This is a genomic window from Thioreductor micantisoli (assembly GCF_055392745.1).
Genome location: NZ_AP043760.1, coordinates 252,126 through 267,593 on the forward strand (window position 1 = coordinate 252,126; position 15,468 = coordinate 267,593).

The window sequence follows — 15,468 nt, forward strand, 5'->3', positions numbered from 1 at the left end:
CTCTTATTAATAAAATTGTTGTAAAGAAATGATATTTTATATAAGAAATTTTATGAATAATTTATTATAGAAGGAAAAAAATGAAGAAAAAAATGAAGAAAAAAATACTATTATTCACTAATAGCTTTTTACCAGGATTTAAAGGAGGAGGACCAATTACATCTATATCTAATTTAGTAAATATATTAAATACATATTTTGATATTTTAATATGTACAAAAAATTATGATTTTGGAGAAACTGAACCATATAAAAATATTATATATGATAATATAACTAGATATAAAGAATACAATGTAATATATTTATCTAATATAGATAAAAAAAATATAGCTAAAGTTATCAAGGAGTTTAATCCTGATGTAATATATTTAAATAGTTTCTTTTCCGAAATTACTCAAAGAGTTATGTTTTTAAATAAATTTATTTTTAAAAAGAAATTAATAGTAGCTCCTCGTGGAGAGTTACAAAATAATGCTTTAAAAATTAAAAAAAATAAAAAATCTATATATTTATTTTTTTATAAATTATTAGGAATATATAAAAATATTTATTTTCATTCAACAGATATAATTGAAACAAATAGTATAAAAAAGATATTAAATATTTATACAATTAATCAACTTCCAAATGCAGTAAAAATGAGAAAATTTACACCACTTGTTAAAAAGAAAAATGAATTAAAAATAATATTTGTTTCTAGAATTTTAAGAAATAAAAATCTTCATTATGCACTTCATTTATTAAAAAGTATCAGTTATAATATTAAATTTGATATTTATGGACCGAAAGAAAATATAACTTATTGGAATGAGTGTCAAGAGATAATTGATATATTACCAAATAATATAAAAGTATCATACAAAGGAAGCTTGGCTCAAAATGAAATAGTTGATAAAATGAGAGAGTATCATGCTTTTTTATTGCCCACTTTGTCTGAAAATTTTGGTCATGTTATAGTTGAAGCTATGCAAGCTGGATTGTTACCTATAATAAGTGATCAAACTCCATGGAGAAATTTAGATAAAATAAATGCGGGATGGGATATAAATTTAGATAATAAACAAAAATATATAGAAGTAATAGAAAAATTATATTTAATGAATACTGAAGAATATACTAAAAAATCATTTAATGTTATACAGTATATACATACAAAATTAAATATGAAAAAGTTATCAAAAGATTATGTTGATCTTTTTAATCAAATAATAGGAGAAAAAAATGTTTAAAGATAAAGTATTACTAATTACAGGTGGAACAGGGAGTTTTGGAAATGCAGTTCTAAGACGATTTTTAAGTACAGATATAAAAGAGATAAGAATTTTTTCAAGAGATGAAAAAAAACAAGATGATATGAGAAAATTCTATAATAATGATAAATTAAAATTTTATCTTGGTGATGTAAGAGATGTGAATTCTATAAAAGATGCTATAAAAGGTGTTGATTTCATATTTCATGCAGCAGCTCTCAAACAAGTGCCATCTTGTGAATTTTATCCTATACAAGCTGTTAAGACTAATGTATTGGGTACTGAAAATGTTTTAAATGTAGCTATTGATGCAGGTGTAAAAAAAGTGATACTTCTTAGTACTGATAAAGCAGTTTATCCAATAAATGCTATGGGTGTAAGTAAAGCTATGATGGAAAGAGTTGCTATTGCTAAAAGTCGAAATTTAGATGATAATAAAACAATGATAGCATGTACTAGATATGGTAATGTTATGGCAAGTCGAGGTTCTGTGATACCACTTTTTATAGATCAAATTAAAGCTGGTAAAACTATTACTATTACAGATCCTGCTATGACACGATTTATGATGAGTTTAGATCAAGCTGTTGAATTGGTTCTTTTTGCATTTAAAAATGGTCAAAATGGAGATATTTTTGTTCAAAAAGCTCCGGCAGCAACTATAGAACTTTTAGCAAATACTTTAAAAAATATGCTAGGAAAGCCTAAACATGAAGTGAAAGTTATAGGTACACGCCATGGTGAAAAACTTTATGAAACATTACTTACAAAAGAAGAGATGGTACATGCTCAAGATATGGGAGAATACTATCGTATTCCTGCTGATACAAGAGATTTAAATTATAATAAATTTGTAGAAGATGGTGAAGAAGTTGTAACTCAAGCAGGAGAGTATCATTCACACAATACTCATAGATTAAATGAAAAAGAATTAAAGGAAATGTTAATTGGTTTGCATGAAATACAAGATGACTTAAAAGAATTTGGAGTTATAAAATGAAAGTTTTAATAACTGGAAGTAATGGCTTTATTGCAAAAAATTTAAGAGTAACATTAAAAAAAATGCCACAAATAGAGATATTTTTGTATGATAAAGAAGATTCTTTAGAATATCTTGAATCTCTTATAAAAGAAGCAGATTTTATTTTCCATTTAGCTGGTGTTAATAGACCTAAAAAATCTGATGAATTTTATGAAGGAAATGTTAATTTCACTCAAATAATTGTAGATATTCTTAAAAAATATAATAAAAAAATACCAATACTTTTATCTTCTTCCACTCAAGTAGGAAATGGTAGTGATTATGCAAAAAGTAAAGAAGAAGCAGAAAATATTATTCAAAAATATTCTATAGATAATGATGTACCTTGTTTTATCTATAGATTACCAAATGTATTTGGTAAATGGTCAAAACCTAATTATAATAGTGTTATTGCTACTTGGTGTTATAATATCACTAGAGATATAGATATAGAAGTAAATAATAGAGATACTTTATTGAAGTTAGTTTATATTGGAGATGTTGTTCATGCTTTTATTAGACATTTATATCTAAATCAATCAAAAGAAATTTTTTATGAAGTTGATGTGGTTTATGAAAAAACACTGGGAGAAATTGAAAAACTTCTTTATATGTTCAAAGAAAGTAGAGAAAATTTATTGATACCAAATATTGCGAAAGGGTTTGAAAGAGTTCTTTATGCAACATATTTAAGTTTCTTGCCTAAAGATAGATTTTCTTATAAATTAAATGGTCATGAAGATGCAAGAGGAACATTTTATGAAATATTGAAAACATTAGATAGTGGGCAGTTGGGTATTTCTACTACAAAACCAGGAGTTACAAGAGGAAATCATTATCATAATACAAAAAATGAAAAATTTTTAGTAATAAAAGGTGAAGCTTTAATAGAATTAAGAGATATTTTTAGTAAAGAAATTATTCAATACCATGTTAATGGTAATGATTTAGAAATAGTAGAGATGATTCCAGGTTATACTCATAATATTAGTAATATAGGTAATGAAGAGATGGTTCTATTGATTTGGGCTAATGAAAATTATGATCCTAAAAAACCAGATACAAATTATATAGAGGTGTAATGATGATAAAGAAATTAAAAGTAATGACAATAGTTGGAACAAGACCAGAGATTATAAGACTTTCTGCTGTAATAAATAAATTAGAAAGCTCTAACGCTATTGAGCAAATATTGGTTCATACTGGACAGAATTATGATTATGAGCTTAATGAAGTTTTTTTTAATGATTTTAATATTAGAAAACCTGATTATTTTTTAAATGCTGCAGGTGGTGGAGCTACTGAAACTATAGGAAAAATTATTATAGCTATTGATCCTATTTTAGAAAAAGAAAATCCAGAAGCTGTATTGATTTTAGGTGATACAAATAGTTGTCTTTGTGTAATACCAGCAAAGAAAAGACACATACCTATTTTTCATATGGAAGCTGGAAATAGATGTTTTGATCAAAGAGTTCCAGAAGAAACAAATAGAAAGATAGTTGATCATACAAGTGATATAAATCTTACTTATAGTGATATAGCTAGAGAATATTTACTTAGAGAAGGTTTGCCTGCTGATAGAATTATAAAAACTGGTAGTCCTATGTTTGAAGTTATAAATAATAAAATGGATAATATTAACAACTCAAATATTTTAGATAAATTATCATTGAATGCACAAGGTTATTTTGTAGTTTCAGCGCATCGTGAAGAAAATATTAATTCAGATAAAAATTTTTTAAATTTAGTAGATACATTGAATGAAATAGCTGATATATATAAATTACCAATTATAGTTTCCACACATCCACGAACAAGAAAAAAGATTGAAGAAAAAGAAATAAAGTTTAATTCTTTAATATCATTAATGAAGCCTATGGGATTTAATGATTATGTTAAATTACAAAAAGAGGCAAAAGCAGTATTGAGTGATAGTGGAACTATTAGTGAAGAGTCATCTATATTAGGTTTTCCTGCTTTAAATATAAGAGAAGCTCATGAAAGACCAGAGGCTATGGAAGAATCATCTGTTATGATGGTTGGGCTTGAAAAAGAGAGAATACTTCAAGGGTTAGAAGTGTTGAAAACACAAAAAAAGGGTACTTTAAGAAATGTAGCTGATTATAGTATGCCAAATGTATCTGATAAAGTATTGAGAATTATATTATCTTATACCGATTATGTAAATAAAACTGTTTGGAGAAAGTTTTAAATGAAAGTTTGTTTGATTGTTGATGATTATATGCCTCATAGTATTAAAATTGCTGCTAAAATGATGCATGAATTAGCTTGTGAATTTGTAAATAAAGGTCATCAAGTAACTGTTATCACACCATCTCCAAATCTAAATAAAAATATAGAAATTACTAAACTTGATGGTGTGATAGTTTGTCGTTTTAAAAGTGGTGAAATTAAAAATATAGGTAAAATAAAAAGAGCAATAAATGAGACATTTTTATCTTATTATGCATGGAAAAATCTTAAATTTTATTTACAAACAAACAGACATGATATTATTATTTATTATTCACCTACCATTTTTTGGAGTGGATTAGTAAAAAGACTAAAAAAAATATGGAAAGCCCCTACTTATTTGATATTAAGAGATATTTTTCCTCAATGGGCTATTGATCAGGGTTTAATTAGAAAAAATTCAATAATAGAAAAATATTTTAGCTTTTTTGAAAAAAGAAATTATTTAGTTGCAGACACTATAGGTCTTATGTCACAAAAAAATCTTGATTGGTTTAATGGAAAATATTCTAATAAATATAATACTGAAGTATTATTTAATTGGACAACTACAGAAGTTGTTGAAGAAAATTCTAGTTTTTATAGAAAAAAACTAGGGCTTGAAAAAAAAATAATTTATTTTTATGGTGGTAATATGGGACATGCTCAAGATATGTTAAATCTTATGAAATTAGCTAAAAATATGCAACCTTATGAAGAAGCTTATTTTTTGTTTGTAGGATTGGGTGATGAAGTAGAACTTATGAAAAATTTTAAAAAGCAAGAAAATTTAACAAATACAACAATACTTCCTCCTGTTAATCAAATAGAATTTAAAAAAATACTATCAGAAATAGATATAGGACTTTTTTCACTAAATAAAAGTCATAAAACACATAATTTTCCTGGAAAATTATTAGGTTATATGAGTCAAAATAAACCGATATTAGGTAGTGTTAATCCTGATAATGATTTAAAAGATATAATTGAAGAATATAATGCAGGTTATATAAGTGTAAATGGTGAAGATGAACTTTTATATAAAAATGCTATTAAGTTATTAGATAAAACAAATAGAGAAAATATAGGAAATAATGCAAAAAAACTTTTAATAAATAAGTTTTCTGTTAAATCAACTGTAAATAAAATAATTGCTTCTCAATAAATTTATAGGTAAGTAATAAACTTATAGCCCTTTCTTCCCCACAACAACCATCACAGTTTTCCAAATAACTTTCATCTCAAGTAGAAGTGACCAATGTTTAATATAATATAAGTCATACATAAGTTTTTGTTTGGTGTCTTCTATATTTCTTCCATATGGATAATTTACTTGTGCCCAGCCAGTGATTCCTGGTGCTACAACATGTCTTTCATGATAATATGGAAGTTTTTTTTCATAATCTTCTACGAGAATATTCCATTCAGCTCTTGGGCCGATGAGGTGCATTTCACCTTTTAAAATATTTTTGTATTGAGGGATTTCATCTATTCTTGTTTTTCTCATAAAATCACCATAAGTGAAAATTCTTGTATCATTTTCTTGTGTATAGGGATTGTGTTCAGAATTTTCGTGCATAGTCCTAAATTTGTAACATTGAAAGATTTGTGCATCTTTTCCTACTCTTGGTTGAGTAAAGTAAAGATTTCCAGGAGATTGCTCTTGCATAGCTTTTTGTACTTTTGGTTTGAAATATTGATGTGCAATCCATAGGAAAACAATAGATATATAATCTATTGTTTTTTTAATAGCATATTCAAATTTATTATATGGACGGATATTTGTTAGGTAGTTTAAATCATTTAAATTTTCTGGAATATAACACTTAAATAAAAATTCTTCTACAAATTGCTCTATAGTCATAATTTTGAATGATGAATTTTTAATTTTGAATTGGAGAGATGTTAAATATTTTATAATATCATCGCCTACTTTTGCTTTTGTATTTAAAACTAACAAATCAAAATCATTTGGTTTTGTATATTCTTCTAATTCTTTTAACACTTCATTTTCATCTCTGTTTCTACATCTTACAATATTGATATTATCGAATTTTTTATTTAATCTTTTTAATTCAAGTGGAGTGAATTTATATTTTCTACCTAAAATCAACATATAATAACTCCTAAATATAATTACAAATTTACCGTAATTATATCTAATTTAGAATTGAAAATATACTGCTGTTAGATAGAATTTTGATATAATCCTTTTTTTAAAGGATATAAATGTTTAAGATAAATGACCCAAAAGCAAATATAAAAAACATAATGCATGGATTTTTTTTGGCTATAGCAGTGACGGTAGCTGAGCCTTCTACAATTTTACCGCTTATTGTGCATCATTTTAGCCAAAGTGTAGTTTTGGTAGGAGTTTTTGCTTCACTTCTAAAAGGTGGGGCGATTATGGTGCAACTTTTTGCAGCGTTTTATGCACAAGAATATATAAAAGTGATGCCTTATATGAGAATGGTTTTCTTTTTTAGGTGGTTTAGTTGGTTTTTGATAGGTTTAGCTATTTATTTTGTAGGAGATTCGAACAAAACTCTGACTTTATGGCTTATTGGAATAGGGCTTTTTGGTTTTAGTTTTACTGCAGGGTTTGGTGCAATATATTTCAAAGAGATATTAGCGAAAGTTTTTTCAAAAGATTATCGCGGTAGAACGATGGCAAATCGTCAAATTTTTACGGCAATTGGCTCAATTTTGAGCGGTGGAGTCGCTGGATATGTTTTGCAAAATTTTGAGGCACCTCTGAATTATGCATATTTATTTATGGTAAGTAGTTTTTTGATGGCTATTGGTTTTGTAGCATTTGGAACTATTGAAGAGCCAGAGAAACAAAATATCAGAGAAAAAGAGCAAAGTTTTATTAAATTTTTAAAAAATTCTATTGTGATTTTAAAAGAAGATAAAAGACTGCAAAATCAAATTATTGTTATATTTTTGGGATTTAGTTATCTTTTTTCTTATCCTTTTATCATTTTAAAAGCAGATACTTCATTTACTTTAACAGGGTGGATGCTTGGAGGATTTATTACTGTTCAAATGATTGGTAGCATCATAGGAAGTTTTTTTATATGGAGAAAACTAAAAAATTATAAACTTATGATGCAACTAAGCTTCATATTTGTAATTCTTGCTTTTGTAGTGGCTTTTTTTGCTAATAATCCATATTCATATGCAGTTGTTTTTTTCTTATTTGGTTTGGCAATGGACGGATTTAGTATAAGTGGAATGAATTTGATTTTTGAAATAGCACCAGAAGATAAAAGACCAATTTATACCGCACTCCAATCAAATATCACTTCAATTGGACTATTTTTCCCGATTTTAGGTGGATTTATTTTGAAATATTTAGGTTATAATGTTTTATATCTGTTTACGATTTTTATGATTAGCATAGGACTTTATCTAACAAAAAGAATTTAATTTGATATAATTTCATTACAAATTGATTACAAATAAGGAAATATCATGAGAGGTTATAAGATTTTTTCAGGAACAGCGAATCCTAGTTTAACGCAAGATATAGCGAACCATTTAGGTATGAGTGTGGGGAAAGCCGATATTAAGAGATTTAGTGATGGTGAAATCAGTGTTCAGATCAAAGAAAGTATAAGAGGTAGAGATGTTTTTATAGTTCAGCCAACATCTGCTCCTGCAAATGCAAATTTAATGGAACTACTTATTATGACAGATGCCTTGAGGAGAGCAAGTGCAAATAAAATTACTGCTATTATTCCTTATTTTGGATATGCAAGACAAGATAGAAAAGCAGCTCCGAGAGTCCCTATCACTGCTAAATTAGTAGCTAATCTAATGGAAAAAGCCGGAATTGATAGAATCGTAACTATGGATTTGCATGCAGGACAAATTCAAGGATTTTTTGATATTCCTGTTGATAATCTTTACGGAAGTATTTTATTTCAAGACCATATCAGAAATAAAAAATTACCAAATCCAATAATAGCTTCTCCTGATGTTGGTGGAGTAGCAAGAGCTAGATATTTTGCTGCGAAACTTGGACTTGATATGGTAATTATCGATAAAAGAAGAGAAAAAGCAAATCAAAGTGAAGTTATGAATATTATCGGTGATGTTGAAGGAAAAGATGTAATTTTGATCGATGATATGATTGATACAGCTGGGACTATAACTCATGGGGCAAATGCACTCAAAGAAGCTGGGGCAACTTCTGTAATGGCGTGTGCAACTCATGGTGTTTTAAGTGGTCCAGCATTTGATAGAATCAAAGAGTCTTCACTTGATGAACTAGTAATTACAAATACAATTCCTTTGGTAAAAGAGTGTGAAAAAGTAACAGTTCTTGATACAAGTGATTTATTTGCAGAAGTTATCAGAAGAGTATATTTCAACGAAAGTGTAAATAAACTTTTTGATATGTAAAACTTTTCTTCCCTTTTGGGAAGAGATTTTAGTCACTTTCAAGCTCTAAGCTCATAAGATACATATCCTCTCCATCTATTATTTCTAGATTTGCACTTTTACATTTAGGGCAATAATATTCATTTTTTTTAAGAGAGCCTTTATAATCACAATCTTTACAATGAATGACGACAGGCTGGATATTCATAATAAATTCTGCTTCCCCACATACAGTTCCTTCTTTAAATGTATCAAAAGCTGTTTGTAATAAATCTGGTTCTACTCCACTTAAAACACCTATTTTTATTTCAAGTTTAGTTACTTTTTTTGCATTATTTTTTTTTGTATGTTCATCAGCTAATTGTAATAGTGAATCGACTATTGAGTATTCATGCATTATTTTACCTTTTATTTTTATGAAATTATATTATATTATGCATAAAAAAATAAGGATTATTCTTTTTTGTTACTAAAAAGTAATAAAAATCTACAAATTTATAAATTTTTAGTAAATGACTTGAATATGAATAGTTATTTATTATATAATACAAGCATGAATAAAAACTCAGGAGGTTAAAATGCATGAAAAAACTATTCAAAAAATAAAAGAGAGATTAGACTCTCTTAAAAAACTACCAGGAATAGGTACAAAATCTATTTCTAATGTGTTAGAAGAAAATGGATTTACAAGAAGGGATTTTCTTAAATGGTCAGGTTCAATGGCAGCAATGTTAGGATTATCTTCATCATTCGCTCCAGTAATTGCTCAGGCAGCTGAAGTAAGTGATAGATTGCCAGTAATATGGTTACATTTAGCAGAATGTACAGGTTGTAGTGAAAGTTTGATTAGAACCGATACACCAACTATTGATAATTTGATCTTTAATTTTATTAATCTTCAATATCATGATACTTTAATGGCAGCAGCAGGTTGGCAAGCAGAAGAAAATTATGAAGAAGCACTTGAAAAATTTGCAGGTAAATTTATTTTATGTGTAGAAGGTGGAGTTCCAACTAAAGATAACGGAAGTTTCTTGACAATGGGGCCACAAGCTAAGACAGGAATGCAAAAACTTAAAGAAACTGCTGACAAAGCAGCAGCTATTATAAGTGTTGGAACATGTAGTGCGTTTGGTGGTATTCAAGCAGCAGCGCCAAATCCAATAGGAGCAAAAGGTGTTGATAAAGTAATTGACAAGCCGGTAATTAATGTGCCAGGTTGTCCACCAAGTGCAAAAAATATAGTAGGAACTATTTTACATGTAATTTTATTTGGAACACTTCCAGCTGTGGATAATTTCAACAGACCTAAATTTGCATATGGACTTAGAATTCATGATTTATGTGAAAGAAGAGGACATTTTGATGCAGGAGAATTTGTAGAAGAATTTGGTGATGATGGTGCAGAAAATGGATTTTGTTTGTATAAACAAGGTTGTAAAGGTCCTTATACATTCAATAACTGTTCAAGAGAAAGATTTAATCAACATACTTCTTGGCCAGTTCAAGCGGGACATGGATGTATCGGATGTAGTGAACCAGATTTCTGGGATAGTATGGCACCATATGAAGAACCACTTGCAGATCATAAATTTGCATCAGCCTCAGTAGATGCCACAGCAGATAAAATTGGCGCAACTATTTTAACAGTAGCAGGTGTTGCTATAGCAGCGCATGCAGCATTAAGTGCAATTAAAAATCCTAAGGAGTAATTTATGGCAAAAAAAAGAGTAGTGATAGATCCTATTACAAGAATAGAAGGACATTTAAGAGTTGAAGTTGTAGTAGATGATGATAATGTAGTAACAGATGCTTATTCTTCTGCTACTTTATGGAGAGGAATAGAAGTTATTGTAAAAGGAAGAGATCCTAGAGATGCAGGGTTTATGACAGGTAGAATCTGTGGAGTTTGTACATATTCTCATTATAGAGCAGGTATTATTGCTGTTGAAGATGCTTTAGGTATCAAACCACCTTTAAATGCAGAACTTACAAGAACTTTGATGAATGAAGTATTATTTTTTCATGATCATGTGGTGCATTTCTATCAATTACATGGACTTGATTGGGTAGATATTTTTAGTGCATTAAAAGCTGATCCGATGAAAGCAAGTAAATTAGCATTTAAATATGTTCCAGATGGTTATGAACCATTAGCAACAGGTGCTGATGAATTGAGTGAAGTTCAAAAGAAAATAACAGAATTTGCTAAAAGAGGTGATTTAGGGCCATTTAAAAACGCATATTTTGGTCATAAAACAATGAGATTTTCACCAGAACAAAACTTAATTGCTTTAAGTCATTATTTAAAAACACTTGAAATTCAAAGAATTGCAGCTCAAGCAATGGCAATTTTTGGTGGTAAAAATCCGCATCCACAAAGTTTAACTGTTGGTGGTGTTACTTGTATTATGGATTTACAAGATCCAAGTAGATTAGGTGAATATTTAACTAGATTCCAACAAGTAGCAGATTTTGTAAATAGAGCTTATTATGCTGATATTGTAATGGCAGCAGAAGCTTACAGAAATGAACCAAGTGTTACTCAAAAAACAAATTTGGGTAATTTTATAGCACATCAAGAATTTCAAATTGGTAAAAAAGAATGGTTGTTAAATGCTAGTGGATATATTAAAGATTATGATTTAACAAAATTCTATCCAATTGATGAAAGTAAAATAGAAGAAGATGTAACTCATAGCTGGTACCAAGATACTGGATATAGACATCCATATAATGGAGAAACAATTCCAGAATATACTGGATATGTAGATGGTAAATCAATCGATGGAAAAGGTAATCTTGTAAATACAAAAGTAGCTGATCCAAAAGGTAAATATTCATGGATTAAATCTCCAAGATATGATAAAGAACCTATGGAAACTGGGCCACTTGCAACTATAGTGGTTAATTATGCAAAAGGTGATAAAAAAGTTCAAAAAATAGTAAATGACTTTTTAGCTAAAACTGGACTTCCTGCTGAAGCTTTATTTACAGTATTAGGTAGAACTGCTGGAAGAATGTTGCAAGCTAAACTTATTGCTGATGACGGTTTAACAGCATTTAATAGTTTAGTTGAAAATCTAAAATCTGATCAAAGTACAGTAACTCCATATAAAATTGATGCAGATAAAGAATATAAAGGTAGATTTATTGGAGAAGCTCCAAGAGGAACTTTAAGTCACTGGTGTAGAATCAAAGATGGAAAAATCGAAAATTGGCAAGCTGTAGTTCCATCTACTTGGAATGCAGGACCAGTTGATGCAGAAGGTAAAAAAGGTGCTTATGAAGTTAATTTAATTGGTATGAAACTTGCAGATACTGCAAAACCATTAGAAGTTATTAGAAGTATTCATAGTTATGACCCATGTATCGCATGTGCAGTTCATGTAATGGATGTAAAAGGTAAAAAACTTGGAGAATTTAAAGTAGACCCATTATATGGGGCATGCTCAGTTTAAGGAGGCAAAAATGAAATTTTTAACAAAAATGGGAAATTATATCGGTGGAATTGAATTTTCCGCTGGTTATAGATGGCAACATTGGATAAGAGCAATTTCAATTTTTATCCTTATTGCAACAGGTTTTTATATTGCAGATCCATTTGTAACTTACGCTAATGTATCCATAGATCCTACGAGATTTACACAAGGATATTTTAGAGAATTTCATATTATTGCTGGTTTTGCGATGACTGCAGATGTTTTATATAAAACTATTTTCTTTTTCTTTTTTAGAGAAGGAAAATTTGAAAGAGAATCTTTGAAAGATGCTTTTAATATAAAAGTAGCAATCCAACAAGTTGGATATTATATGTTACTTTCTAAACATCCTCATACAAAAGGTGTTTATAATCCATTACAATTTTGGGCATATTTTGCTCTTTATGTATTTTTTTATGGAGTTATAATTACAGGGTTTACTTTGTATGCAGAAGTTTATCATCAAGGACTTGGTGGATTTTTATATCCATTTGCAAAATTTATTGAAACATTAGTTGGAGGACTTGCATATGTAAGACTTTGGCATCATATATTTATGTGGGGAATTATTGTTATTGTAATGATTCATATTTATATGGCAGTATTTAATGCTGTGTTTAATAAAAATGGTTCAATGGATGCTATTTTCTCTGGTGAAAAATGGGAAAAAGAGGATAAAGAAGATAAAGAATAATTCTTTTTCTCTTCTTCTACTATATAGCTAATTGTATAGTAAGTAGTGAATAGTTCGCTATTTTCTACCTACCATATTAAAAATCAAAAGGCAATAAATGAAAATATTAGTTTTAGGAATAGGTAATATTCTATTCGGAGATGAAGGGATAGGAGTACATTTATCAAATTACATTGATGAAAAATATAATTTTAAAAATCATAAAGTAGATATTGTAGATGGAGGGACATTAGCTCAACAACTAATACCTATTATCGTAGAATATGATAAAGTATTTGTATTTGACTGTGTAAATGTAGATGATGCTAAAATTGGTGATGTTTATTTCTTTGATTTCAGAGAAGTACCTGAATGTGTATTATGGCAAGGAAGCGCTCATGAAGTAGAAATGCTTCAAACTCTTCAAATGATAGAAATGATGGGTGATTTACCAGAAACCAAAATTATCGGAGTTATCCCATATGTGATTGGAGAAGATACTACTTTTACTATAACTGATGAAGTTTTAAAAGCAGCGAAAGTTATGGAAAAGATCTTAATTGATGAGCTTAAGAAAAATGGTGTAGAAGTTGAAATCAAAAATGAGAATGCAAATTTACAAGATATTGCAAGAATTTCTTATAAAAAAGGTGTACCAGAATTTTCATTAAAAGGATTAGAAGTATGATATTAAAATTTATTTTAAAATATAGTGGTAACAATGGAATAATTGAAAAATTTTTTATAAGAACTGCAAAAGAGATGGGTTTAGAAATAGGATTTGAAAGAATAGAAAAATTTTTAACTGTTTATGTAAAAGGAAGCGAAGAAGAACTAACAAATTATTCTGATACTTTATCAAAAGAGCTTCCTCTTTCTATTTTTATGGAATCAATAGATGCAGAAGTTACTGAAGATTTTGTAGAGTTTGTACCAAATGAATTTCCTAAAATAAATTTACCCCCTTGTCCTAGATGTTTACGAGAAGTGAAAGATAAAAATAATAAAAATTATTATAATCCTTTTCATCATTGCGAAATTTGTGGTTATCAAGTAAGTAATGTAAAAAAAGAAGATAATTATAAAACTATTTTTGAAAATATTGCTAATAAGTTAAAGACAAAAGGTGAAGCTTCTATTCAAACAATGAATGGTAAATATAAATTAAGTACAAATTTAGATACTAATTATCTAGTAGTAAAAGATTTAAATGTAATTGCTAATTATTTTATGAGTTTTGAAGGAGATGCCAAAGCTTTAGGAAGTATAGAAAAACCTTTTGTTAAATTAAAAACAAATTTAACATTTAAAAAAACTTTTGAAAGTAGTAATGTTGCTTTTTATGTAAAACTTCCTGATGATATGATCTTAGATTTATTATTTGAAGAATTAAAAGATGTTGAGATGTTATCACTTACAAAAGTAGAAAAAAGCAATTATTTTGAATTTGATGTAAAAGAAGAAGAAAATATTATTGCAGTTGTAACTGATACAAAAAAACATATTATTATTCCCGAAAGTGGAGAGAGAAGTTTAATTCCTCAATATAGTGATAGTTTAGGTAAAGTTGTTTTGGGGATTAATTCTAAATTTGGGGCATATTCAGATGAAGAAAAAACTATTATAGATTTCGAAGATAATTTACCTAAAATAGAAACAAAAGAAACAGAGAAAAATTTTGCAGGATTTTTGGGAGTTTTAAATCAATGGAAATTAGAAAATAAAATAACAGTTGGATGTACTTTTTATCTAAATGACAAAAGTCAAATTTTGTTGAATTCTCCTAAATTTGGATTAGTAGAATATGTGAATTTTGATTTTAAATTTGATTCTTTTGAAGATGTTTTTGCTCAAATTAAAGTAATGGATGAAACAGGTCCGAAATTGATCGAAAATTATATGAAAAAAGAAAATCAAAAATTTATGAATGCGCTTGATGCCAATTTAACTACACAAAAGCAAGGAATTGCTTATTTATGGGGATTGATTGGAATTATTTTAGGGTTTGATAAAAATATAGATAAAGCATATAATAAACTAATTGATTATTCAAATGGTGCACTTACCAAAAAGGGTCCAAGAATTGACTATAAAATGGAAGAAAAAAATCTAAATCCATTATGGGCTATAAGAACTGCTATGAGTTTTAAACTAGCAGGTGTAGATAATTATTTAATAAGTTTTGGAGTGATTGAAAGTTTTGCAGAATTTTTAAATACTATTTATGAAACTTTAAGTAAAGAAATGGAATTAAGTGGTGCTATTTTGGTAGGAGATATGTTTGAAGGAGAGTTTTTAAATAAAACTTATACAAATATTTCAAAAAATTATCCTATTTTTATTCCAAAATCTTTGCCTATGAGTGGAGCGATAGAAGCATATGGAAGTGCTGTAATTAATTCTAAAGTATAAAAT

14 protein-coding genes are annotated in these 15,468 nt (G+C 28.1%); 12 read left to right on the forward strand and 2 right to left on the reverse strand.

Translation table 11 applies throughout. The features are described 5' to 3' along the window. Positions 1–80: 80 nt before the first annotated feature. From ACZ5OA_RS01420 to ACZ5OA_RS01440, 5 genes are read left to right on the forward strand one after another with little or no spacing between them, the layout of a single operon-like run. Positions 81–1,232, forward strand: coding sequence for a glycosyltransferase family 4 protein (locus ACZ5OA_RS01420; protein WP_464907746.1), 1,152 nt, complete (start codon positions 81–83; stop codon positions 1,230–1,232). Further along, the gene (locus ACZ5OA_RS01425) at positions 1,225–2,253 is read left to right on the forward strand and encodes a polysaccharide biosynthesis protein (RefSeq protein ID WP_464907747.1); all 1,029 of its coding nucleotides are present in this window, start codon (positions 1,225–1,227) and stop codon (positions 2,251–2,253) included. The genes ACZ5OA_RS01420 and ACZ5OA_RS01425 overlap by 8 nt, the downstream gene beginning before the upstream one ends. Continuing rightward, on the forward strand, positions 2,250–3,356 hold the full coding sequence (locus tag ACZ5OA_RS01430; RefSeq protein ID WP_464907748.1) for a polysaccharide biosynthesis C-terminal domain-containing protein: 1,107 nt from the start codon (positions 2,250–2,252) through the stop codon (positions 3,354–3,356). Before ACZ5OA_RS01425 ends, ACZ5OA_RS01430 begins: the two co-directional genes overlap by 4 nt. A 5-nt stretch (positions 3,357–3,361) precedes the next feature. Further along, entirely contained in the window at positions 3,362–4,489 is a 1,128-nt protein-coding gene (wecB, locus tag ACZ5OA_RS01435; protein WP_464908308.1) for a non-hydrolyzing UDP-N-acetylglucosamine 2-epimerase, read from the forward strand. Further along, on the forward strand, positions 4,490–5,674 hold the full coding sequence (locus tag ACZ5OA_RS01440) for a glycosyltransferase family 4 protein (RefSeq protein ID WP_464907749.1): 1,185 nt from the start codon (positions 4,490–4,492) through the stop codon (positions 5,672–5,674). It begins immediately after the preceding gene. A gap of 21 nt (positions 5,675–5,695) precedes the next feature. Here the strand turns inward: ACZ5OA_RS01440 and ACZ5OA_RS01445 are convergent, their stop codons facing one another. Then, positions 5,696–6,625 carry a sugar transferase gene (locus tag ACZ5OA_RS01445; RefSeq protein ID WP_464907750.1) on the reverse strand — a complete coding sequence of 310 codons (930 nt, stop codon included), beginning with the start codon at positions 6,623–6,625 and terminating at the stop codon, positions 5,696–5,698. A gap of 113 nt (positions 6,626–6,738) precedes the next feature. On the opposite strand from ACZ5OA_RS01445, the gene ACZ5OA_RS01450 reads away from it, so the two are divergent. After that, the gene (locus ACZ5OA_RS01450) at positions 6,739–7,941 is read left to right on the forward strand and encodes an MFS transporter (protein WP_464907751.1); all 1,203 of its coding nucleotides are present in this window, start codon (positions 6,739–6,741) and stop codon (positions 7,939–7,941) included. Positions 7,942–7,986: 45 nt separating this feature from the next. After that, positions 7,987–8,919, forward strand: coding sequence for a ribose-phosphate pyrophosphokinase (locus ACZ5OA_RS01455; protein WP_464907752.1), 933 nt, complete (start codon positions 7,987–7,989; stop codon positions 8,917–8,919). 28 nt (positions 8,920–8,947) lie between these two features. On the opposite strand, the gene hypA is transcribed toward ACZ5OA_RS01455, so the two are convergent. After that, on the reverse strand, positions 8,948–9,295 hold the full coding sequence (gene hypA, locus ACZ5OA_RS01460; protein WP_464907753.1) for a hydrogenase/urease nickel incorporation protein HypA: 348 nt from the start codon (positions 9,293–9,295) through the stop codon (positions 8,948–8,950). Between the two features lie 181 nt (positions 9,296–9,476). On the opposite strand from hypA, the gene ACZ5OA_RS01465 reads away from it, so the two are divergent. From ACZ5OA_RS01465 to ACZ5OA_RS01485, 5 genes are all read left to right on the forward strand, one after another. Then, positions 9,477–10,610, forward strand: coding sequence for a hydrogenase small subunit (locus ACZ5OA_RS01465; protein WP_464907754.1), 1,134 nt, complete (start codon positions 9,477–9,479; stop codon positions 10,608–10,610). A gap of 3 nt (positions 10,611–10,613) precedes the next feature. Beyond that, the gene (locus ACZ5OA_RS01470; RefSeq protein ID WP_464907755.1) at positions 10,614–12,359 is read left to right on the forward strand and encodes a nickel-dependent hydrogenase large subunit; all 1,746 of its coding nucleotides are present in this window, start codon (positions 10,614–10,616) and stop codon (positions 12,357–12,359) included. A 10-nt stretch (positions 12,360–12,369) separates the two neighbouring features. Next, positions 12,370–13,074, forward strand: coding sequence for a Ni/Fe-hydrogenase, b-type cytochrome subunit (gene cybH / locus ACZ5OA_RS01475; RefSeq protein ID WP_464907756.1), 705 nt, complete (start codon positions 12,370–12,372; stop codon positions 13,072–13,074). Positions 13,075–13,171: 97 nt separating this feature from the next. Beyond that, positions 13,172–13,741, forward strand: coding sequence for a HyaD/HybD family hydrogenase maturation endopeptidase (locus ACZ5OA_RS01480; RefSeq protein WP_464907757.1), 570 nt, complete (start codon positions 13,172–13,174; stop codon positions 13,739–13,741). Then, a complete protein-coding gene (locus ACZ5OA_RS01485; RefSeq protein ID WP_464907758.1) occupies positions 13,738–15,465 on the forward strand; it encodes a hypothetical protein in 1,728 nt (575 codons plus the stop codon). The genes ACZ5OA_RS01480 and ACZ5OA_RS01485 overlap by 4 nt, the downstream gene beginning before the upstream one ends. Positions 15,466–15,468: the final 3 nt, after the last annotated feature.

What these genes read in the sequence shown, in the direction of transcription:
- ACZ5OA_RS01430 (WP_464907748.1), top strand. Translation starts at nt 2,250, where the DNA reads ATGAAAGTTTTAATAACTGGAAGTAATGGCTTTATTGCAAAAAATTTA.
- ACZ5OA_RS01465 (WP_464907754.1), top strand. Translation starts at nt 9,477, where the DNA reads ATGCATGAAAAAACTATTCAAAAAATAAAAGAGAGATTAGACTCTCTT.
- ACZ5OA_RS01455 (WP_464907752.1), top strand. Translation starts at nt 7,987, where the DNA reads ATGAGAGGTTATAAGATTTTTTCAGGAACAGCGAATCCTAGTTTAACG.
- ACZ5OA_RS01450 (WP_464907751.1), top strand. Translation starts at nt 6,739, where the DNA reads ATGTTTAAGATAAATGACCCAAAAGCAAATATAAAAAACATAATGCAT.
- ACZ5OA_RS01445 (WP_464907750.1), bottom strand. Translation starts at nt 6,625, where the DNA reads ATGTTGATTTTAGGTAGAAAATATAAATTCACTCCACTTGAATTAAAA.
- ACZ5OA_RS01425 (WP_464907747.1), top strand. Translation starts at nt 1,225, where the DNA reads ATGTTTAAAGATAAAGTATTACTAATTACAGGTGGAACAGGGAGTTTT.
- ACZ5OA_RS01440 (WP_464907749.1), top strand. Translation starts at nt 4,490, where the DNA reads ATGAAAGTTTGTTTGATTGTTGATGATTATATGCCTCATAGTATTAAA.
- ACZ5OA_RS01480 (WP_464907757.1), top strand. Translation starts at nt 13,172, where the DNA reads ATGAAAATATTAGTTTTAGGAATAGGTAATATTCTATTCGGAGATGAA.
- ACZ5OA_RS01470 (WP_464907755.1), top strand. Translation starts at nt 10,614, where the DNA reads ATGGCAAAAAAAAGAGTAGTGATAGATCCTATTACAAGAATAGAAGGA.
- cybH (WP_464907756.1), top strand. Translation starts at nt 12,370, where the DNA reads ATGAAATTTTTAACAAAAATGGGAAATTATATCGGTGGAATTGAATTT.
- ACZ5OA_RS01420 (WP_464907746.1), top strand. Translation starts at nt 81, where the DNA reads ATGAAGAAAAAAATGAAGAAAAAAATACTATTATTCACTAATAGCTTT.
- hypA (WP_464907753.1), bottom strand. Translation starts at nt 9,295, where the DNA reads ATGCATGAATACTCAATAGTCGATTCACTATTACAATTAGCTGATGAA.
- ACZ5OA_RS01485 (WP_464907758.1), top strand. Translation starts at nt 13,738, where the DNA reads ATGATATTAAAATTTATTTTAAAATATAGTGGTAACAATGGAATAATT.